The sequence below is a fragment of the Kitasatospora sp. NPDC022785 genome, assembly GCF_055561295.1.
Genome location: NZ_JBVHHB010000003.1, coordinates 285878 through 306260 on the forward strand (window position 1 = coordinate 285878; position 20383 = coordinate 306260).

Sequence of the window (20383 nt, forward strand, 5' to 3'; positions counted from 1 at the left end):
CGGCCGCCCTCGACGCCGGTCTCGTCGCCCCGCGGACCAGGCTGCCCGCGCCCCGCCCGCGCGCCCTCGCCGTCACCCTGCGCACCATCGGCCCGCTCGCCCTGCTCGGTGGCTGGGCACTGGCCTCCGGCACGGGCGCCCTCACCCAGGACGTGCTCGCCTCGCCCCGCCAGGTCGCCCACGCGGTCGGCGAGCTCTGGGGCAACGGCCAGCTCACCGACGCGCTGACCGTCTCGCTCACCCGGGCCGGCCTGGGCCTGCTCTTCGGCGCCACGGCCGGGCTGGTCCTCGGCGTGGTCACCGGGTTCTTCCGGCTCGGCGAGGAGCTGCTCGACTCGGCGGTCCAAGTCCTGCGCACGGTGCCATTCCTGGCTCTGGTGCCGCTGTTCATGGTCTGGTTCGGCATCACCGAGACGGCGAAGATCGCCCTGATCGGCGTCGCCACCAGCTTCCCGATGTACGTCTCCACCTCCGGCGGCGTCCGCAACACCGACCGCAAGCTGATCGAGGCCATGCGCAGCTTCGGCCTCGGCCGCTGGGCTATCGTGCGCACCGTGGTCCTGCCCGGCGCCCTGCCCTCGCTCCTCTCCGGTCTGCGGCTCTCCATGACGCTCAGCGTGATCGCCCTGATCGCCGCCGAGGAGATCAACTCCACCGAGGGAATCGGCTACTTGATGGCCCAGGCGCAGAACTACTCGCGCACCGACGTCCTCGCCGTCTGCATCCTGATCTACGGGCTGCTCGGCCTCACCGCCGACGGCGTCGTCCGCGTCCTGGAGCGCTTCCTGATGCCCTGGCGCAAGGCCACCCAAGGAGCGGGCCGATGACCACTCCGACCGCCACCACCGCGCCCGCCACCACCGCGCCCGCCACCGCCGAACCCGCGACCCCCGCAGGGCCCGCCGCCGAGTCGCCGACGGCCGGCGCCGCAGCGGTCCCCGCCGTCCACCTGCGCGGTCTGCGCCGGGTCTTCGGCACCCGGGCCGTCCTCGACGGTGTCGATCTCTCCATCGCCCGCGGCGAGTTCGTCGCCCTGCTCGGCGCCAGCGGCACCGGCAAGACCACCCTGCTGCGCATCCTCGGCGCCCTGGACAAGGCCGATGCCGGCACCGTTCTCGTCCCGCCGGCGCGCACTGTGGTCTTCCAGGAGCCCCGGCTGGTCCCCTCGAGGCGGGTCCTGGCCAACGTCACCGTCGGCCTGCCACGCGCCGCCGCAACCCGCGCGACCGGGCTGCGGGCGCTCGCCGAGGTCGGCCTGGAGGAGCACGCCGGCGCCTGGCCCGCCACCCTCTCCGGCGGCGAGGCGCAGCGCGTCGCGCTCGCCCGGGCGCTCGTCCGCGAGCCCCGACTGCTGCTGCTGGACGAGCCGTTCGCCGCCCTGGACGCGCTCACCCGACTGCGCATGCAGGACTTGGTCGGCGAGCTCGTCCGCCGTCACCGTCCGGCCGTGCTGCTGGTCACCCACGACGTCGAGGAGGCCGTCCGGCTCGCCGACCGCGTCGCCGTCCTGCGCGACGGCCGCCTCGTCCGCGACGAACGCGTCACCGTCGGGCGGCCCCGCGACCCCGCCGGCCCGGCCTTCGCCGAGCTGCGCCGCCGCCTGCTCGCCGACCTCGGCGTCCACTGACCCCGCTCCACCGGAGCCGGCCCCAGCCCCCACCACCCGCAACGGAGTTCACCATGGCCATCACTCTCGGCGTCCATGCCGCCAACCCCACGCTCTACTACCTCTCCCGGCTGGACCACCTCGACGAGGAGCTGGCCCCGCTCGGCGAGACCGGCGCGTTCCACCACTACACCGACGGCACCCGAACCGGCGAGTTGCTCGCCGACGGAACGATCGACTTCGGCGGCACCGGATCCACCCCGCCGGTCACCGCCCAGGCCGCCGGCCACGACCTGGTGTACGCGGTGGTCTCCGCGCCCCGTCCGGGCCACGGCGCGCTGCTGGTGCGTGACGACGGCCCGGTGCGGTCCGTCGCCGACCTCAAGGGCGGGACCGTCGTGCTCGGCGTCGGCTCCTGGCAGACCCACCTGCTCGCCAAGGCCCTGCACGCCGAGGGCCTCTCCTACGCTGCCGACATCACCCCCGTCCGCCCGGCGGCCGGCCAGGACCAGGCGCAGCGGCTGCGCGACGGCGAGATCGCCGGCTGGATCGCGCAGGGCGCCGAGCTGGCCGCAGCCCGGCGGGGCGGAGGGTTCCGCGAGCTGATCCGGACGGGCGACGTCATCACCGACCGCTCGGTGTTCTTCACCCGCCGAGGCTTCGCCACCGACCGCCCCGAGGTGGTCGCCGCGATCGGCGCCGCGCTGCGCCGGGCGGACGCCTGGGTGGCGGCCAACCCGGCCGAGGCGGCCGCGATCGCCGCCGCCGACCTGGGCGGCACGGCCGAGGACTGGGAGGCCGCTCTGGCCGCGCTTCCGTGGCAACTGGAGCCCGCCACCGCCGGGTTCGTCGCCGAGCAGCAGGAGGCGGCGGACATCTTCCACGGGGTCGGCTTCATCGACCGCGCGGTGACCGTGGCCGACGCCCATCTGCCCGGCCTGGAGGCCCCGGTGGCCGCCGCGCTCGCCAGGGCGGTCTGACCCGATGGCCTCCGAAGTCCTCTGGTACATCATCCCGCGCGAGGGGCACTACCCGTGGGAGCCCGCCGGCCGCCGACCGGTCGACCTCCGCTACCTCCAGCAACTCGCGGGCAGCGTCGAGCGGTTGGGCTACGCCGGCGCGCTGTTGGCGACCGACCTCTACGACGTCTGGGATCTCGGCAACGCGCTCGCGGCCGCCACCACCCCCGCGTTCAAGCCGCTGCTGGCCGTGCACCCCGGACTGATCTCGCCCACCCTGCTGGCCAAGATGGCGCTCAGCTTCGACCACCTGCACGGCGGCCGGCTGCGCTTCAACGTGGTCAACGGATCGACCGCGCAGCTGCGCGAGTACGGCCTGGACATCGAGCACGACGACCGGTACCGGCTCAGCGCCGAGTACTGGTCGATCGTCAAGCGCCTCACGGCGGGTGAAGTCTTCGACCACAAGGGCGAGTTCTATGACCTGAAGAACGCCGGTGCGAGCCTGCGCGAGCTGACCCCGGTGCAGCCGGGCGGCATCCCGCTCTGGTTCGGCGGCAGTTCGGCGGCCGGCATCGAGATGGCCGCCCGGCATGTGGACGTCTACCTCACCTGGGGCGAGCCGCCGCACCTGCTGAAGGAGAAGCTGGACCTCGTCCGCGAGCGTGCCGCCGCGTACGGGCGCAGCCTGCGGATCGGGCTGCGGCTGCACCTGATCGTCCGTGACACCGAGGACGAGGCCTGGGCCGCCGCCGACCGGCTGCTCGACGTCACCAGCGAGGCCACCTACGCCCGGCAGCTCGGCGGTGCCAAGGGTGAGGACGGGGTCGGCTGGCAGCGGCAGTTCCGCCAGTACGGCGGCAGAGTCCCAGCGCGTGCAAGGGAGTTGGAGAGCCACCCGAATCTCTGGCCCGGAATGAGCCTGTTCCGCCCGGGGCCGGGCACCGCGGTGGTCGGCTCCACCGCGCAGGTGGTCGAGCGCCTCCAGGAGTTCGAGTCGCTCGGCGTGGACACCTTCATCCTCTCCGGCAACCCGCTGCTGGAGGAGGCCCACCGGGTGGCCGAGACGGTGTTGCCCGCGCTGGGGATCAGTCGCCGGTAGCGCGCGGCAGCGTGCCGGGCAGGACGGGGAACGGCACGGGGGAGGTCAGCGCCAGCTGACGGGCGAAGCGGGCCAGGGCGCGCAGGAGGATCGTCCGCACGGGGACTCCCGGGGTCTCGAAGGACGTGTGCGGACGGTACAACGCCCGGCGCCCCGGCGGGTCACGGCCCCGGCGTGCGTGGCCTGCCCGGCCGGAGTGCGGTCGCGGGGTGGACGGAGGAGGGTCGGTCCACCCCGCGCTACCCCGCCGGGTCCCCGCGCGACCCGCCGAGGCCCGCCCGGAGTTCAGCGGCTCAGCGCGTCGATCTCCGCCAGCTCCTCGGCGGTCAGCGGGCCGCCGTTCAGCGCGTCGATGTTCTGGTCGAGCTGCTTGACGCTGCTGGCGCCGATGATCACCGACACCACACGCTCGTCCCGCAGCACCCACGAGAGCGCCAGCTGGGCGAGGGTCTGGCCGCGCCGTTCGGCCACCTTGTTCAGGGCCCGCAGCTGCTCCAGCTTGGCGCCGGTCAGCGCCTCCTCCTTGAGGAAGTGCCCGACCGACATCCGCGAACCCGCCGGCACCTCGCCGGAGAGGTAGCGGTCGGTCAGCAGGCCCTGGGCGAGCGGCGAGTAGGCGATCAGGCTGGTCCCGGTGTCGCCGACCGCGTCGAGGACGCCGTCCTCCACGGACCGGTTGAGGATCGAGTACGCGGACTGGTTCATCAGGACCGGCGTGCCCAGGTCGCGGAGGATCGCCACCGCCTCCCGGTGCTGCGCGGCCGGGTAGTTGGAGATGCCCGCGTACAGGGCCTTGCCCGAGCGCACCGCCGAGTCCAGCGCGCCCATGGTCTCCTCCAGCGGAGTGTCCGGGTCGTGGCGGTGCGAGTAGAAGACGTCCACGTAGTCCAGGCCCATCCGGCCCAGCGACTGGTCCAGACTGGCCAGGAGGTACTTGCGGCTGCCGCCGTCGCCGTACGGGCCCGGCCACATGTCCCAGCCCGCCTTGCTCGCGATGAACAGCTCGTCCCGGTACGGGCGGAAGTCCTGCGCGAACAGGTAGCCGAAGTTGCGCTCGGCACTGCCGTACGGCGGGCCGTAGTTGTTCGCCAGGTCGAAGTGGGTGATGCCCCGGTCGAACGCGCGGCGCAGTACCGCCCGCTGCACGTCGAGGGGCTGGGTGTCACCGAAGTTGTGCCACAGACCCAGCGAGACGGCGGGCAGCTGGACGCCACTGCGGCCGGCCCGGCGGTAGGTCATCGAGGCATAGCGGTCATCCGCGGCGAGGTAGGTCATGGCGGACATCCTGCCAGTCCGGCGGCCGGGATCAAGCTCTTGCCCCGCTCCCGACCGGTGCCTATGCTCGCGGGGATCGTGTGTGTGCGAGGCGAAAGGGGGAGCGGGGATGTCCGACCGTGCCGCGCCCCTGCGCTGTTGTCGCCCCGGCAGCCCCGGCAGCCCCGGCAGCCCCGGTAACCTCCGCGGCCCGCGCCCCGCCGCGCGCTGACACCGCGCGAGAGCCGGCCTCCGCCCGAGAGTCGACCTCCGCGCGATCCCGCCCCCGGTGCTGCCCCCGTGCGAGCGCAGCCGCCTGCCGGGCGCTCCGCCGGGCCGCCACCGAAGCCCCGGGCCCCGCCGTCTCCCGGCGGAGCCGATCTCCGAGCGCCTCTCAAGGCCACCGGACGCCCCGAAGGCCCTCGCAGGCCTTGCGGGGCACGCCCGGTGGCCCCAGGCCGCCGAACGCCCACAAGGAGGCCGCCATGCGGTTCACCGTCTCGTCCCTCGTCTCCAACGGACCCGACCCCGTCACCGGGGTGCAGCGCACCCCGTACGAGAAGCTGCACAACGTCATCGACCAGGCCGTCACCGCCGAGCGGCTCGGGTTCGACGGCTACGGGGTGGGCGAGCGGCACGGTGAGCCGTTCCTCTCCCCGGCGCCGCCCGTGCTGCTCAGCGCCATCGCCGCCCGCACGTCCACCATCCGGCTCTTCACCACCGTCACGGTGCTCAGCATCCTGGACCCGGTCCGGGTCGCCGAGGACTACGCGGTGCTCGACCAACTCTCCGGAGGACGCCTCGAACTGATCATCGGCAAGGGCAACGACCCGCGCCACTTAGACCTGTTCGGCCTGCCGGAGGAGCGCCAGTGGGACGCGCTGGCCGAGAACTACGGCCTGCTGCACCGGCTCTGGCGTGAGGAGAAGGTCAGCTGGGAGGGGTCCACCCGGCCGCCGCTCACGGAAGTGACCACCTCGCCGCGCCCGTTCCAGGATCCGATCCCGGTCTGGCACGGCAGCGCCACCAGCGAGCAGTCCACCGATCTCGCCGCCCGCTACGGGGACCCGCTGTTCTCCGCCAACTCCTTTCACCCGCTGGCGAAGTACAAGGCGCTGGTCGACCACTACCGCGAGCGCTGGGAGCACCACGGCCGCGACCCGAAGGACGCCAGGGTCGGCACCGGCTTCGGCGGCCTGTTCATCGCCCGGCGCTCGCAGGATGCCGTCGCGGGCTTCCGCCCTTACTGGGACGCGCTGTTCAACTCCGCGGCCGGCAAGCACAACAACTCGCCGTTCGCGTCCCTGGAGGACGCGCTGGAGCGCGGTTCGGCGCTGGTCGGCAGTCCGCAGCAGGTGATCGAGAAGATCCACCGCTACCACGAGGCCTTCGGCAACGAGGTGGTCGGCATCGGCGTGGACTCGCTCACCGAGGAGGTGCAGCACGAGCAACTGGAACTGTTCGCGAGTGAGGTCGCCCCGGTGATCCGCCGTGAACTGCCGTGACTGCCAGTGGGCCTGACGCTTCGGCCTCGTCGGCCGGGATGCGGCTCCGGCAACCGCCGCCCGACCGTTCCCCCGGGTGACGCGCGCCTCCGTGGCGCGGTGAATGCCGCGCTGCGTCCCGGGGGGCGGTGATCACGCGGGGCCGTGGGCCGCTGGGGGGCGGCCCACGGCCCATCGGCGTTTCACGAGCTCCCGGCTTCTGTACCTACTGGTATGGACACTGTACCTACAGGTATGTACAGTGATCCGCATGGCAGCAACCCAGGACCGCCTCATCGAGAGCACCCAGGAACTCCTCTGGGAGCGCGGCTACGTCGGCACCAGCCCCAAGGCCATCCAGCAGCACGCCGGCGTCGGCCAGGGCAGCATGTACCACCACTTCACCGGCAAGCCCGGCCTCGCCGCCGCCGCCCTGCGCCGAAGCGCCGAGCAGATGCGGGCGATCGCCGAGGCCGACCTGGCCGGCCCCGGCACCGCCTACGACCGGATCGCCGCCTACCTGCACCGCGAACGCGAGGTGCTGCGCGGCTGCCGGATGGGGCGGATGGCCCAGGACCCGGACGTCATCGCCGACCCACAGCTGCGCGCACCCGTCGAGGAGACCTTCGACTGGCTGCGCGGCCGTCTCGCCGAGGTGGTCGCCGAGGGACAGTCCGCCGGTGAGCTCACCCCCGCCGCCGACCCGGCCGACACCGCCGCTGCCGTGGTCGCCGTCGTCCAGGGCGGATACGTCCTCGCCCGGGCCGCCGGCACCGCCGCGCCGTTCGAACAGGCCGTCCGCGGCGTCCTCGGCCTGCTCGCCGCCCACCGCATCGGCTGACCGGCCCATCGCCCCGGCCGAAGCACCTGCGTGAAGCACCGGCCCGGCGCACCGGCCCGGCGCACCCGCCTGAGCTGCCCGCGCGAGACGCTCGCCTGAGCTACCCGCCTGAGCTACCCGCCTTGAAGCACCCGCCGCACGCCGGGCCGGCCGACGCGTCCGGCCCGGAGTCACGACTCGGGGAGACCGCCCGTGCACGCCATGCAGTACGAGATCACCCTCCCGGCCGACTACGACATGGGGATCATCCGTCGGCGGGTCGCCGACAAGGGCCACCTGCTCGACGCCTTCCCCGGCCTCGGCCTCAAGGCGTACCTGATCCGCGAGCGCGGCCGGGCCGGGTCGCCCGTCAACGAGTACGCCCCGTTCTACCTCTGGCGCACCCCCGAGGGCATGAACAGCTTCCTCTGGGGCCCGGGCTTCCGCGGCCTGAGCCAGGACTTCGGCCGCCCCGCCGTCCGTCACTGGCTCGGCACCGGCCTGCGCCGCGGCCCCGCCAGGGACGCCCCGGTCACCGCCACCCGCCACATCGAACGCCTCCCGGAGGGCGCCGACCCGGCCGAGGCCGTGGAGGCCGCCCTCGCCGCCCTGCCCGACCACCCCGCCCTGCCCGACCACCCCGCCCTGCACACGGCCGCGGTCGCCGTCGACCCCAGCCGCTGGGAGCTGCTGCGCATCGCCCTCTGGGACGGCGCGGCCCCCGAGGCCGATCCCGGCACCCGCTACGAGGTGCTCCACCTGTCCAGCCCCGAACTCGACCGGCTGCCCGCCGGGCGCCACTGGTGAAAGGACCACCCCCTCCGATGGACTCCACCGCGCTCACCCCCACCCCCTTGGACCGCGCCGCCGGCTACGCCCTGCTGAACGAACTCGCCGGCCCGCAGACGCAGGCGACCACCCTCCAGGGCCTGGACGAACTGGCGCCCGGTTTCCCCGACTGGATCGTCACCAGCCTCTTCGGCGGCACCTACCAGCGGCCAGGCCTCGCCCTGCGTGACCGTCAGATCGCCAACCTGGCGGCCCTGACCGCGCTCGGCGGCGTCGAACCACAGCTCGCCGACCACGTCCGCAACAGCCTGCGGATCGGTGTCACCCGGGAGGAGATCACCGAGGTGCTGGTCCACCTCGCGCCCTACGTCGGCGTTCCCAAGGTGCTGGCCGGCCTGCGGGTCGCCGCCGCGACCTTCTCCGAGTCCGCATGACCGGCGCCGTCGCTCCGGGCGCCGCCGTCCGCACCGTCCTCGGCGACCTCGACCCCGTCGAGCTCGGCGTGTGCGACGCCCACGACCACCTCTTCCTTCGCAGCCCCCGCCTCCCCGGCGAGGAGCTGGACGACGCCGCCGCGGCCGAGGAGGTCCTGCGCGCCTTCGCGGCGGCCGGCGGCCGGGCGTTCGTCCAGTGGACCCCGCACGGCATGGGCCGCGGTGGCGACGCGCTCGCCGGGCTCTCCCGCGCCACCGGCGTCCACCTGGTCGCGGCCACCGGCCTGCACCAGGCCGTCCACTACGAACCGGCCGTGTTGGACGCGCTGTACGAGGGGCTCGGCGAGCTGTTCACCGCCGAGCTGACCATCGGCCTGCGCGACGTGCCGGGCGGCGTCCGGGCCGGGCTCGTCAAGGTGGCCGGCGACTACCACGGCCTCGGCGACCACACCCGCCGCGTGATGGCGGCCGCAGCCGAGGCCCACCACGCCACCGGGGCCCCGATCGCCGTGCACCACGAACTCGGCACCGCCGCGTCCGACGTGCTGGACCTGCTCTGCGACCGGTACGGCGTGCCCCCGCAGCGGGTGATCCTCGGCCACCTCAACCGGTTCCCCGACCTACGGCTGCACCGGCACCTCGCCGAGTCCGGCGCGTACCTCGCCCTGGACGGCCCCTCCCGCGCCCACCACGCCACCGACCACCACCTGTTCGACACCGTCGCCGCCCTGGTGGAGGCCGGCCACGCCCCGCAACTCCTCCTCGGCGGCGACACCACCACCCGCACCGCTCGCCTGGCCCCCGGCCCGGCGCACCTCCTCACCGCCCTCGCCCCGCGCCTCGCCCGTGAGTTCGGCCCCGAGCTGCCCGAGCTCCTCCTGACGGCCAACCCGGCCCGGGCGCTGGCCGTGGCCTGGCCCTCCTGAGCGGGCGGGTCCTCCGGCACCGACGTACCGGGTCCTGTCCCCGCGGCCGGTTCAGCGGCAGAGTGCGTCGAGGTCCTCCGAGAACGTGGCGAACTCGGTCTGCGCCTCCGCGATGATCTCGCGGGCGGGCCGGCGCGCGGTGGTGGCGTGGCGCTCGGCCAGGTCGGCCAGGACGGGGGAGGGACGGGACTCCCACTCCTCGTGGACGGCGGCCTCCAGCGGGCCGAGGCCGTCGGCCAGCACCCACAGGAAGTCGGAGAGGCTCCCGGCCACCACCCCCCGCTCGCCCTCCGAGCCCAGGAAGACCACCGGCTGGTCGGCGAGCGGGCGGCCGGGCCGCACCAGCCAGAGTGCGGCCAGGCCCCCGGTGCCGTCCTGCCCGAACACCCGGTAGGCGGCACCGTCGAGCTCGCGGTTGCCGGTCCAGGACCGGATCCAGTCGGTGGTCTCCTCGGCGGAGTCGAAGACGTCGTACGGCTCGAAGTCGACGCCCTCGCCCTCCTCGCCGTACTCGAACTCCACCCGGGCCACCTCGGCCAGGGCGGGCGGGAAGCTGCGGTCGTCGCCGGTCGTCGTCGCGGTCATGCCCGCACGCTAGCGCCTCCCCCCGACAGCCCGATCCGCCGCCCGCCGCCCGCCGTAGGTCGCCCCTCGCCCCGCCACTCAGGCCCCGCTGCCCACCGACCGACGTGCCGGCCCGCCGACGTGCCGGCCCGTCGGCCGCCGCCCGGTGGCCGGATTCCCGTGCCGGGGTTTGAATCTGAGCAACCACGGCACCGTAGCCCCCGGCGGAGAGGCGGATCCGAGGATGTACCGATGGCTCGCCCCGGCCAGGATCGCCTTCGCGCTCCTCACCGTCGTCGCACTCGGCTTCGCGGGCCACCGCGCCGCGACCGGCATCACCGGACTGCCGAACTTCTTCAGCTATTTCGGCAACCTCAGCGCCATGGCCGCCGCGGTCGTCCTGCTGCTCGGCGGAGGGGCCGCACTGACCGGCCGGCGCCCGGTGCCCGGTACGGTGCGGGGCGCGGTACTGCTCTGCACGACCGTCACCGGGCTCGCGTACGGACTGCTCCAGGCGCCCTACCCCGTCGACATGATGGTCCCGTGGGTCCACCACGTCGTGCACCAGGTGGTGCCGGCCGCAGTGCTCGCCGACTGGCTGGTCGACCCGCCGGAGCGCCGGATCCGCCCGGTGGAGGCGGCCGGCTGGCTGGTACCCCCGCTGCTCTACCTCGCCTACACGCTGCTCCGCGGCGTGGTGGTCGACTGGTACCCGTACGTGTTCCTCGACCCCACCATCCCGGGCGGCTACTGCCGGGTCGCGGGGGCGTCCTTCCTGACGACCGGGGGCTTCGCCCTGGTCGGGGCCGTGCTGCTGTGGGCGGGCAACACCCTCGGCGACCGCCGGGACGTCCGTACCGGCACCGCGCCGACCGGCCGCCGCGCCCACGCCCGGCCGACGTGAGCACGAGCCGGAGGCGCGCCCTGGACGCGGTCCGACGACCGCGGCCGGCGGCGGCGAGCCACCGACCGAAAGCCGGGTGGTCCGAGCAGACGGTCCGAGGACGGCCGGCCTCAGCCCCCGAGGGCATGCAGGATCGGCAGGCCCAGGGTGCCCAGCCAGCCGGCCAGTGCGGAGAGAGGTCCGAGCAGGCCGGTGCCGGCGGCGACGAGGGCGCCGGCGGAGCTGAGCAGCTTGGTGACCCGGGTCAGTCGGCCGGCGACCGCCTCGCGGTCCGGCTCCGGCCGGGCGACCTCCGCATCGATCGAGTCCAGTTCGGCCCGGACCTCGGGCGCCACCGCCGGCGGCAGCTGCGCCTGCTCGACGGCCGTACGGAGTTCGCCGACCAGCCCGCGCACGTCCTGCCCGTCCGCCGTGAAGTGGCCGGACTGACCGCCGTGGACGGTCTGGTCGCCGGCGACGTTGTTGATCACGCCGCCCTGCTGGCTGCCGATGTTGAAGACCATGGCCGGTCCTCCCGTGATGGACTCGGTGCGGTGGCTCGATGCGACGGCTTGACGCCTTGGCTTGCTGCGTCGGCCTGATGCGACCGCCCGGGCCGGCGGCCATCGACGGGGGCGACGCGGTGGCCTCAGCGCGGCGGGGGCGGCACGTTCAGCCGGCGTGACTCCTCCTCCTCGAAGCGCCGGCGCCGCGAGGTGGTCACGACGTGCAGGACGATGCCGACGATCAGCAGGACGCCGCCGATCGCCGCCGCCGCGAAGCCGAGGGCGCCGACCGGTACTCCGCCGACCTTCGGCCCGAGCAGGTCGGGTACGGAGAAGTCGGGGTTGGCGGACTGGGCGGCGTTGTTGGTGTGGACGATGAAGCTGACCAGCGCCCAGCCGTAGACTCCGCCGCCGATCACGAGCAGCAGGAAACCGGCCATGACCAGGTGCCGTGCCCGGGTGCGGGTGGCGGCGATCTCGCGGAAGAAGCTGTCCCGCCGCGCCTGCATCACGTAGTTGTACTGGTTCCCGGCGACGTTGCTGAGGTTCCCGGCCTGCTGCTGCTCCACGTCGAACCGGTGCCCCGCCGCGGGCTGCGCCTGGTGGGACGGCGGCTGCGCCTGGTGGGACGGCGGCGGCGGCGCCTGGTGGGACAGCGGCTGGTGGGACGGCGGCGGTGCCTGCTGGGACGGCTGCGGCCACTGGGGCCGTGGTGGCTGTGACGGCGGTGGCGGCGCTGGTGCCTGCCGGCCCGGCGGCGGGACGCCCGCGACGGTGGCCGTCAGCCCCGCCGCGCCGACCCCGGGGACGGTCACGGCGGTGTCGCGCGGCTCCTCGTAGTGCACCTCGAACGGGCCGAAGTCCAGCACGTCCCCGGTGTGCAGCTCCTGCTGCCCGAGCACCGGGTGGCCGTTCAGCCGGGTGCCGTTGGTGGACGCCAGATCCTCGACTGTCGTGTGCCCGCCGGACCGCCACACCACGGCATGGCGCCGGCTGACGCCGGGATCGCCCACGTGGATCTGACATTCGGAGTCCCGGCCGACCGTCATCGGCTGATCGGCGAGGACGAAGACCTGCCCCTGGAGCTGGTCGGGGCTGTCGACGACGAGACGGGGTAAGGCTTGCTCTCGCGAAGGCGGGCTCATGGCACTACCTCCTGCCGGGTGAGACCGGCGAACCGGTGAACCGGTGAACCACTGACGGCGGCGGATCGGTCCGCCCGCCCGTCGGCTCGGGTGCCTTCCCTTCCAGTAAAGGCCACCCCCGCGCTCAGGAACAGCCCCGACCGGGGTCGCCGTCCGGGAAACGGCCGGCCGGCGGGCTCGGGCGCCGGGCGCCGGGGCACCGCCGGGCCCCGCTCGCAGCCCGTCACAGCCGTCCGGTGGGGCAGCGGGTCACATGTGGGTGCCGCCGTCGATCCGGATCTCGGTGCCGGTCACGAAGGCGCCGTCGTCCGAGGCCAGCATGGCGATCACGCCGGCCACCGTCTCCGGCCCGGCGAAGCCCTGGCCGAGGGCGGGGGAGAGTTTGGCGAGCAGGCTGAAGTCGGCGTCCGCCGGCAGGCCGGGGTTGTTGGTCATGCCGCTGTCGATGCTGCCGGGGGCGACGCAGACCGCGCGCAGTCCCTGCTTCGAGTACTCCGACGCGATCGCGTGCGTGAAGGACTGGATACCGCCCTTGGTCGCGGCGTACGCGGCCATGTAGGGGTGGGCGAAGGTCGCGGAGGTGGAGCTGAAGTTCACCACCACGCCCTTCCCGCCGGCGAGCAGGGCGGGGAGAGCCTCGCGGGTCATCAGGAACGTGCCGGTCAGGTTGACCGCGATCAGCTTGTTCCAGAACTCCAGCGTGGTCTCGTGGGTGTGCGAGGAGCGGAGGATCCCGGCGGCGTTGACCAGGACGTCCAGCCCGCCGAGGCCGGCCACCGCCTCGGCGACACCCGTCCGGACGGCGGCCTCGTCCGAGATGTCCAGCACCGTGATCGTCAGCCGGTCGGCGGTGCCTGCGGCGGCCGCCCGGTCCAGGGTGGCCTTGAGGCCGTCCTCGTTGACGTCGACCGCGACGACCCGCCCGCCCTCGCAGAGGATCCGGTGCACGGTGGCCTGGCCGATGCCCGAGCCGCCGCCGGTGATCAGGACGTTCCGTCCGCTGAAGCGCTCCATGGTGGTACTCCGTTCGTTCATGGTCTCGCGACCCTCGCATGGCACGGTACGCCTAAGTGGCACGACGTGCCAATAAGGCTCGATGTGCCACTGCGACACGCCGTGTGAGCGCGCTGCGCTGCGCCGACGTGACCCGCTGCGCCACCACGACCCGCCGCACCCACCTGGGTACGCCACGCCACCCGGGCGCGCCACGCCACCACGACGCGCCACGCCACCCGGGCGCGCCAGGCCGCCCAGGCATGCCGCGTCCCCGCGACACGCCACGCCACCACGGCACGCCGCGCCGAAGTGGCACGTCGCGCCACCGCGCCCGCCCGCCCGCGTACGCTGACCACCGTGACCGGACGCCCGACCCTGAACCAGCGCCGCCGTGACGCCACCCGGCTGGAGATCGCCCGCAACGCCGCCGAACTCTTCGCCGAGCGCGGCGCCGAGGCGGTCACCGCCGAGGAGATCGCCCTCGCCTCCGGCATCTCGCTGCGCACCTTCTACCGCTACTTCTCGGTGAAGGAGGACGCCGTCGCCCCGTTGCTGGCGGCGGGCGGGCAGCGTTGGGTCCTGCTGTTCGCGGAGAGCTCGGCCGAGCTGTCGGTACGTGCGGCGCTGGAGCGCTCGGCGGTCGAGTCGCTGACCCCGTCCGACGACCCGGCCGTCGAGGCCATGCACTGGACCCGCGACCTGCTCCGGGACCCGAGCCTGGCCGACGTCTGGCAGCGGGTGCACGGCGACTCGGAGGAGCGGCTGCGCGAGGTGATCGCCTCCCGTTGCCCGCACGGGACGGACGCGCTGGAGATCCGGCTCGCGGCGGCGGCCGCGACCACCGCCATTCGGGTGGCGTTGGAGGAGTGGGCCTTCTCACAGGCCCCGACCACCGGCCCGGGATCGCCCCAGGAACTGGGCGCCCGCTGCATGCGCGAACTGACCGCGGGCCTGCGCCTCTGGACGCTCGTCAGCTGACCGGGCGCCAGTTCACCGGGCGCCAGTTCACCACCGGCACCGGCCCGTGCCCGCACCACGGCCCCGCGCCACCGCCCAGCTGCGCCACGGCCCACCTGCGCCACCGAACGCCTCGCGCCACGCCCGGAGCGCCCGATGCGCGCCCCGCCCGTATCACCCGCGGCCTCGCACCACCGCACCCCCGCAGCGCACCACCGCACGCCCCCACGTCATACTTCCGGACCCCGTCCCACCCGCGGATCCCCGCTGGTCGGCGGGTTCGGAAGGCCTCCGTGGACCGCTAGGGTTGTTGACCGAGCCTCGGCGACGGCCCCCGCTGCGGACGGGGGAACCGGGGCGGCCGTCCCGAGTGTCCTGGCAACTGGCCGCCGGTGGTCGGGGCAGGGGACGTACGAGGCGTGGGAGCAAGTAGGACATGGGTCTGACGAGCCACAAGGTGCTGGCGCTGACCGTCTTGATCGCGGTCGTGATGATGGCCGGCACGGTCTGGCTGTGGCCGAGGCTGGCGAAGCAGACCTGGCAGGCGGTGTTCGGCCGGATCGGCGCGCTGCTCGCCACCCAGCTCACGGTGCTCGCCGCACTCGGCCTGGTGGCCAACAACTACTTCGCCTTCTACAGCAGCTGGGACGACCTGCTCGGCACCGGCGACTCCGGCCCGGTGGTCATCCAGAACAAGGCGGACGCCTCCGGCCGGCTCACGGTGGAGACCATCGGCCACGCCTCCGTCCAGGGCGGCGGTGCGCTCGGTCGCGAGCCCAAGCAGTCCGGCGAGATCCGCGAGGTGCGGATCGACGGGGCCACCACCCGGCTCTCCACCGAGGGATACGTCTACCTGCCTCCGCAGTACTTCCAACCGGAGTACGCGCAGCGGCAGTTCCCGGTGGTGATCGTCAGCACCGGCTTCCCCGGCATCGCCAAGAACCTGGTGACCCGGCTGAACTACCCGGGCGCGGCGCTCAAGCTGCTCCAGGAGGGGAGGATGCAGCCGACCGTGATGGTGCTGGTGCGTCCCTCGCCCGCGCTGCCGCTGGACACCGAGTGCGAGGACATCCCGGGCGGCGCCCAGTCGGAGACGTACTTCACCAAGGACGTCCCGTCGGCGCTCCAGGCGAGCTACCGGGTCTCCGCCGACCCGCGGGCGTGGGGCTTCATGGGCAACTCGACCGGCGGCTACTGCGCGCTCAAGCTCGCCATGCGGCACCCGGAGGTCTTCCCGACCGCCGTCTCGCTCTCCGGCTACTACCAGGCCGCCGACGACCCGACCGTCCCCGACCTCTTCAAGGGCAGTGAGCGGAGGCGCAACGAGGCCGACCTGATGTGGCGTCTCAAGAACCTGCCGCAGCCCAAGGTGTCCGTGCTGCTGGCCGGGACCAAGGAGGGCGACGGCAACTACCGGCGCGAGACCGAGGCGTTCGTGGCCGCGGTGCAGAGCCCGATGAAGGTCTCGTACAGCATGCTGCACACCGGCGGCCACAACTTCGAGACGTGGAGCAAGCTGCTGCCGTCCTCGCTGGAGTGGCTCTCGCAGCACCTCCAGGTGCCGGGCCAGCCGGTCTGACGGGGCGGCCGGTCCGGCCGGTCCGGCAGGTCTACCGGCTCAGAGCACCGGCTCAGAGCACCGGCTCAGAGCACCGGCTCAGAGCACCGGCGCAGAGCATCGGCCCGACCCACCTGCTCAGCGCACCGGCTCAGGCCACCGGCTCCAGCGTGCCCGTGTGCAGCTCGCCGACCCGGCCGCCCTCGCCCTCGTACGTCCAGAACGCACGCACCGTCAGCTTTCCGAGGTCCATCACGTGGCTGACGGTGATGCCGCTCTGCTCGGTCCAGCTGACGAAGTACAGCTCCGGGCCCACCTCGGCGACGTGCAGCGCCACGTCCTCCCACTGGCCGGCCGACTCGCCGAGGCCCTCCCAGCGCAGCCGCTTGCCGTCGGCCGAGTAGGCGTTGCGGAAGGCCGCGCCGTTGTCGACCTGGAAGAGGTAGGTGCGGCCGGCGAAGGCGGGCAGGGGCGCGGTCATGGCGGGACGGGTCCTCGTCTCTCGTCTGGGCGGTACGGCACCGCGGGTGGAGCTCCAACCTATCCGACGGGTGACCTCGGCGGCGGCCTTGCGGCCACTCCCGCCACGGCACAGGCCGCCACGCCGCCCGCCCGCCGGGTGTGACACCGGCACATGGGCGGCCCGGCGGCCCGGCCGTACCGTGCAGCTCCGGCCCACCGGGACGTGGGCCTGCCCCAGCCCGCCCTACGGCCCACCGGCCCGACCAGGGAGCCGCCGATGCCCGCCGCCTCGCGCCTCACCACCGGACGCCCGTCCGACAGACGCCCGTCCGACAGACGACCGCCCGCCACCCCGCGCCCCGCCACCCCGCGCCCCACCGCCCGCCGTCCGTCCGCCGTCCTCACCGCCGTCCTCACCGCCGTCCTCACCCTCGCCGCCCTCCTCCTCGGTGCGCCCCCACCCGCATCGGCGGCCACCGCCGCCCCCGCCATCGCATCCCTCACCCTGGAGGCCGGCTTCCCCGCCCCCGGCAACGGCTGGGCCAAGGTCGAGCGCTACCTGGACACCAATACCGGCTTCCGCACCGAGCAGTACCCGCCCGGCGGGCGCGGTGACCAGGACGGCGCCCGCCTCACCTACTTCGGCGGTGTCCGCCAGCCCTACTCCGGGCGCTTCCTGCTCTACTCCGCCGCCGGCTGGGACACCAGCAGTCGCGCCACCCCCGTCCTGCTCGTCCACGGCGCCAACGACAACGCGGACCGCGCCTGGGCCGACCCGGGCGAGAGCGGCACCTGCGGCGCGTCCGCCTGCCCCTCCACCGGGCTCGCCCAGTACCTCGCCGGCACCGGCCACCGCGTCTTCGCGATCGGGTTCGCCCACAAGCAGGGCGACAACCTGCTCCAGGCACAGGCCGTCGGCGACGCGATCGCCCTGATCCGCGCCCGGCTCGGGGTGCCCCGGGTGGACGTGGTCGCGTGGAGCAAGGGCGAGGTCGCGGCCCGCGCGTACGTGTCCTCGGTGCGTCCGTCCTGGGGCCGGGCGTACGCGGGCGACGTCCGCCGCCTGGTCACCCTCGGCGGGCCGAACGGCGGCCTGGACTACGTGTACGCGCACGGCTGGGCGTTCTCGCTGGCCACCTGGCCGGCCTGTGGCGGCACCGCCAACGCGCCGTCTCCGCACCTGTACATGACCTGCTACGGCACCTCCACCGCCCAGCCCTGCCTCGGGGTGCTGCCCAGCGGCGGGTACGACTGCTACCCGGGCCAGCGCCAGCTGCTCGCCCGCTGGGACGCCACCTACGGGGTGGACGGCTCAGCCCAGGACTGGTGGACGACCTACTACGGCGGCCAGGGTTACTACACCTCCGGCCAGGGCATCCAGGCGGCCATCGACGCCGGCTCGCTGATCGGGCCGCTCCAGCAGGCGGGCGTCCCGGCGGCGGTCCGCACCTACCTGCTGGCCGGCGGCTCGGCCGACATCCCGGGCGTGCTCAACGAGAACCGCGGGCCGAGCGACGGCATCGTCCTCACCCGCAGCGCCCTGGACGCCACCGGGATCGGTACCCTCGGCGGCACCCGGCTGCTCACCGGGCTCAACCACCTGGAGCTGGCCTGGTCCCCGGACGCGATGAGCCAGGTGGACAGCTGGCTCGGCTGACCGGCCAAGCCAACTGATCCACTCCGCACCGTCGTTGATCGACTCCACTGTGAGCTGCGCGACAACGCCCCCCGTCGGGTTGTCGCCTCCCGGACGGCCTGCCTAGCCTGCACGGGACGTCCGCTTCGCGGACCTCCGCCGTCGGGACGCCGAGTCCTGTCCACCCGCCGGCCGGCAACCGAGCACCACAGCGGACGGGAGCGGGGGACCCAGGTCAGTGCCCGGCCCGTGCGCTCCGTGCGCGCGGGCCGCGGCTAGGGGTGAAGCCGCTCCAAGGGCGGCCGGGCGACCTCAGCCCGAACCCGACAGCTCACCTCGCAGGCGTCACAGAGGACACCGCCATGCAGAAGCCTGCCCGGCGCGCCGCGCCGCGCCATGCTCGCCCCTCCCGCCGCGGCCGCAACGCCGCCTTCGCCGTCACCGGAGCGCTCGCCATCAGTGGCGCCGGACTGCTCGGCGTGCCGGCGGTGACCGGGGCCCAGGCGGCCACGGCGCCGACCGTCACCCAGGACAAGCTCGGCCCGGCCACCATGGTCGCGGGCAAGGCCTCCACCGCCTCGCTGACCGTCCACTCGTCGGCCTGCTTCACCGCCAAGACGGTCGGCGTCGGCGTGCGCGACGCGGCCGGCCACAACCTCGACTTCCCCGGCAACGTCTCCAACAAGCAGATCTGCCCGAGCGGGCTGTCGATCACCACCGGCTCGCGCACCCTGCCGGCCGGCACCTACACCCAGTTCGGCTTCTGGCAGGACAACGGCGGCGCCTGGCACAACCTGGCCTCCCAGCAGCTGGTGGTCTCCAACGCCACCGCCACCCCCGCGCCGACGCCCACCGCCGCCCCGGCGCCGACCCCGTCGGCGACCCCCTCGCCGAGCGCCACCGGCACCCCGGCCACCGGCGCGCCCGTGGCCGGCAAGAAGCTCACCTGGTCCGACGACTTCAACAGCCTCGGCCTGGGCTCCCGCTGGACCGCAGACAAGAGCAGCTCGTACCACTACGGGGACCACAACCCGAACGACAACAAGCTCGACTGGCTGAACAAGAACAACGTCAGCGTCTCCGGCGGCGTCGCCACCTTCACCGCCAAGCCGGGCGCGCACACGCTGGAGAACGGCAAGCAGGCCTGGGACACCGGCCTGCTCACCACCGAGTACTCCAACGAGGCCTTCAAGGTGAAGACCGGCGACTACGCCGAGACCCGGGTCAAGCTCCCGGCCGGCACCGGCGCCTGGCCGGCGCTCTGGACCTGGAACGGCACCAGCGGCACCCACGGGGAGATCGACTCCTTCGAGTACCACCCCGACAACCCGAACCTGCTGGAGCTGACCAACCACGTCAACCCGGGCCACCTGTACTACACGGACGCCAAGGCGATCGCGAAGGACGGCTGGGTCACCATCGGCACCTACTACGGCGCCAACTCGGTCGACTGGTACGTCAACGGCACCAAGGTGTTCTCGGACGGCAAGGGCGTCGGCGCCGACTGGTCCGCGTACCTGATCCTCAACCTGTCCCTGAGCGCGGGGCAGTACCACCCCGCGCCCCAGGGCACGGCTCCGATCACCTTCGCCGCGGACTACGTCCGGGTGTACCGCTAGGCCTTGCCCGGCCGAGAGGCCCGTCGGAGACCGCCCGTCCCGTCAGGAGCGGGCGGTCTCCACGACGTGGATCGTGAACGGCTGCCGGTTGTTGGCGTCGTTCCGGTCGTCGTCACTACGCACCGCGACGTAGCCGCCGCTCAGGTCGCCGACGGGGACGGTGGTGGCGAGCCGGACCGGGACCAGCGCCGTCGCGCTCCGGAACGCGCCCAGCCCGGCCGGGAAGGTGCAGCGCACCCGGTGGCCGTTCTGGAAGTCGTAGCAGTTCTCCGGGAAGAACGGCCCCTCGGCCGTCACCCCCTCCGGCAGGGTGATCACCAGGGTGAAGGGGGAGGCCGTCCGGTCCGGTCCGGTGTTGGCGATGAAGGCGTGCACCGTGGTGGTGCCTCCCGGCGTGGCGGCGTCCGGGTCGATCCGGACCACCTCCAGGTCCGAGTCGGACGTCACGGGCGCGGCGGGTGCCGCGGGCGCCGCGGGTGCGGCGACCTCCGCCGCCGGATCGCCCCCGGGCTCCGGGTCGGCGCCCGGACACGCCCACGCCGGCCCGGCGGCCAGCGCCACCAGCACGGACCCCACCGTCAGTGACCTGCCGAAATAACCCCGTACGGACCCACTGCGCGACATCGCCGCTCACCCTGCCCTCTGCGTTCCGGCGCCCCGCATCGTCGCGGGGCGCGTCCGCA

The 20383-nt window shown here is 73.9% G+C and carries 21 protein-coding genes and 1 riboswitch; of the genes, 14 read left to right on the plus strand and 7 right to left on the minus strand.

From position 1 onward, the window contains the following. Positions 1–41 precede the first annotated feature (41 nt). Genes ACZ3YO_RS06935 through ACZ3YO_RS06950 form a run of 4 tightly spaced genes read left to right on the plus strand, consistent with a single transcriptional unit; the run spans position 42 to position 3667 of the window. Positions 42–827: an ABC transporter permease gene (locus ACZ3YO_RS06935; RefSeq protein WP_465566300.1), complete on the plus strand. Its 786-nt coding sequence runs from the start codon at positions 42–44 to the stop codon at positions 825–827. Beyond that, entirely contained in the window at positions 824–1627 is an 804-nt protein-coding gene (locus ACZ3YO_RS06940) for an ABC transporter ATP-binding protein (RefSeq protein WP_465565808.1), read from the plus strand. The genes ACZ3YO_RS06935 and ACZ3YO_RS06940 overlap by 4 nt, the downstream gene beginning before the upstream one ends. Positions 1628–1680: 53 nt before the next feature. Continuing rightward, positions 1681–2586, plus strand: coding sequence for an ABC transporter substrate-binding protein (locus tag ACZ3YO_RS06945; RefSeq protein WP_465565811.1), 906 nt, complete (start codon positions 1681–1683; stop codon positions 2584–2586). Positions 2587–2590: 4 nt separating this feature from the next. Then, positions 2591–3667, plus strand: a complete 1077-nt coding sequence (locus ACZ3YO_RS06950; protein WP_465565814.1) for an LLM class flavin-dependent oxidoreductase — start codon at positions 2591–2593, stop codon at positions 3665–3667. 285 nt (positions 3668–3952) lie between these two features. Here the strand turns inward: ACZ3YO_RS06950 and ACZ3YO_RS06955 are convergent, their stop codons facing one another. Further along, complete coding sequence (locus ACZ3YO_RS06955) at positions 3953–4942, minus strand: aldo/keto reductase (protein ID WP_465565816.1); 990 nt, start codon at positions 4940–4942, stop codon at positions 3953–3955. A gap of 464 nt (positions 4943–5406) precedes the next feature. Between ACZ3YO_RS06955 and ACZ3YO_RS06960 the strand changes: the two genes are divergently transcribed. The 5 genes from ACZ3YO_RS06960 to ACZ3YO_RS06980 all read left to right on the plus strand — a co-directional run bounded on the left by ACZ3YO_RS06960 (position 5407) and on the right by ACZ3YO_RS06980 (position 9374). Beyond that, complete coding sequence (locus tag ACZ3YO_RS06960; protein ID WP_465565819.1) at positions 5407–6426, plus strand: LLM class flavin-dependent oxidoreductase; 1020 nt, start codon at positions 5407–5409, stop codon at positions 6424–6426. Between the two features lie 250 nt (positions 6427–6676). Beyond that, the gene (locus ACZ3YO_RS06965) at positions 6677–7246 is read left to right on the plus strand and encodes a TetR/AcrR family transcriptional regulator (RefSeq protein ID WP_465565822.1); all 570 of its coding nucleotides are present in this window, start codon (positions 6677–6679) and stop codon (positions 7244–7246) included. Between the two features lie 192 nt (positions 7247–7438). Then, positions 7439–8032: a DUF4865 family protein gene (locus ACZ3YO_RS06970; RefSeq protein ID WP_465565825.1), complete on the plus strand. Its 594-nt coding sequence runs from the start codon at positions 7439–7441 to the stop codon at positions 8030–8032. Between the two features lie 17 nt (positions 8033–8049). Continuing rightward, the gene (locus tag ACZ3YO_RS06975) at positions 8050–8448 is read left to right on the plus strand and encodes a carboxymuconolactone decarboxylase family protein (protein ID WP_465565828.1); all 399 of its coding nucleotides are present in this window, start codon (positions 8050–8052) and stop codon (positions 8446–8448) included. Next, positions 8445–9374, plus strand: coding sequence for a phosphotriesterase family protein (locus ACZ3YO_RS06980; RefSeq protein ID WP_465565831.1), 930 nt, complete (start codon positions 8445–8447; stop codon positions 9372–9374). The genes ACZ3YO_RS06975 and ACZ3YO_RS06980 overlap by 4 nt, the downstream gene beginning before the upstream one ends. A gap of 51 nt (positions 9375–9425) precedes the next feature. Here ACZ3YO_RS06980 and ACZ3YO_RS06985 read toward each other — a convergent pair whose 3' ends face one another. After that, positions 9426–9959, minus strand: a complete 534-nt coding sequence (locus ACZ3YO_RS06985; RefSeq protein ID WP_465565834.1) for an SMI1/KNR4 family protein — start codon at positions 9957–9959, stop codon at positions 9426–9428. 223 nt (positions 9960–10182) lie between these two features. On the opposite strand from ACZ3YO_RS06985, the gene ACZ3YO_RS06990 reads away from it, so the two are divergent. Further along, the gene (locus ACZ3YO_RS06990) at positions 10183–10842 is read left to right on the plus strand and encodes a Pr6Pr family membrane protein (protein WP_465565837.1); all 660 of its coding nucleotides are present in this window, start codon (positions 10183–10185) and stop codon (positions 10840–10842) included. 110 nt (positions 10843–10952) lie between these two features. Here ACZ3YO_RS06990 and ACZ3YO_RS06995 read toward each other — a convergent pair whose 3' ends face one another. From ACZ3YO_RS06995 to ACZ3YO_RS07005, 3 genes are all read right to left on the minus strand, one after another. Next, on the minus strand, positions 10953–11345 hold the full coding sequence (locus ACZ3YO_RS06995) for a hypothetical protein (protein ID WP_396319931.1): 393 nt from the start codon (positions 11343–11345) through the stop codon (positions 10953–10955). A gap of 125 nt (positions 11346–11470) precedes the next feature. Then, positions 11471–12472, minus strand: coding sequence for an FHA domain-containing protein (locus ACZ3YO_RS07000; RefSeq protein ID WP_465565840.1), 1002 nt, complete (start codon positions 12470–12472; stop codon positions 11471–11473). A 249-nt stretch (positions 12473–12721) separates the two neighbouring features. Then, complete coding sequence (locus ACZ3YO_RS07005; protein ID WP_465566302.1) at positions 12722–13486, minus strand: SDR family NAD(P)-dependent oxidoreductase; 765 nt, start codon at positions 13484–13486, stop codon at positions 12722–12724. 339 nt (positions 13487–13825) lie between these two features. On the opposite strand from ACZ3YO_RS07005, the gene ACZ3YO_RS07010 reads away from it, so the two are divergent. Together ACZ3YO_RS07010 and ACZ3YO_RS07015 are read left to right on the plus strand one after the other, a co-directional pair. Further along, the gene (locus ACZ3YO_RS07010) at positions 13826–14446 is read left to right on the plus strand and encodes a TetR family transcriptional regulator (protein WP_465565843.1); all 621 of its coding nucleotides are present in this window, start codon (positions 13826–13828) and stop codon (positions 14444–14446) included. A gap of 415 nt (positions 14447–14861) precedes the next feature. Continuing rightward, positions 14862–16004, plus strand: a complete 1143-nt coding sequence (locus tag ACZ3YO_RS07015; RefSeq protein WP_465565846.1) for an alpha/beta hydrolase — start codon at positions 14862–14864, stop codon at positions 16002–16004. Between the two features lie 130 nt (positions 16005–16134). Here ACZ3YO_RS07015 and ACZ3YO_RS07020 read toward each other — a convergent pair whose 3' ends face one another. Beyond that, positions 16135–16464, minus strand: coding sequence for a MoaF-related domain-containing protein (locus ACZ3YO_RS07020; protein ID WP_465544820.1), 330 nt, complete (start codon positions 16462–16464; stop codon positions 16135–16137). Positions 16465–16722: 258 nt separating this feature from the next. Here ACZ3YO_RS07020 and ACZ3YO_RS07025 point away from each other — a divergent pair, with 258 nt between their 5' ends. Further along, positions 16723–18102, plus strand: a complete 1380-nt coding sequence (locus ACZ3YO_RS07025) for an esterase/lipase family protein (RefSeq protein WP_465565850.1) — start codon at positions 16723–16725, stop codon at positions 18100–18102. 213 nt (positions 18103–18315) lie between these two features. Next, a riboswitch (cyclic di-AMP (ydaO/yuaA leader) is annotated at positions 18316–18441 on the plus strand. 2 nt (positions 18442–18443) lie between these two features. Beyond that, complete coding sequence (locus ACZ3YO_RS07030; protein WP_465565853.1) at positions 18444–19700, plus strand: glycoside hydrolase family 16 protein; 1257 nt, start codon at positions 18444–18446, stop codon at positions 19698–19700. 42 nt (positions 19701–19742) lie between these two features. Here the strand turns inward: ACZ3YO_RS07030 and ACZ3YO_RS07035 are convergent, their stop codons facing one another. Next, positions 19743–20267, minus strand: coding sequence for a hypothetical protein (locus tag ACZ3YO_RS07035; RefSeq protein ID WP_465565855.1), 525 nt, complete (start codon positions 20265–20267; stop codon positions 19743–19745). Between the last annotated feature and the right edge of the window lie 116 nt (positions 20268–20383).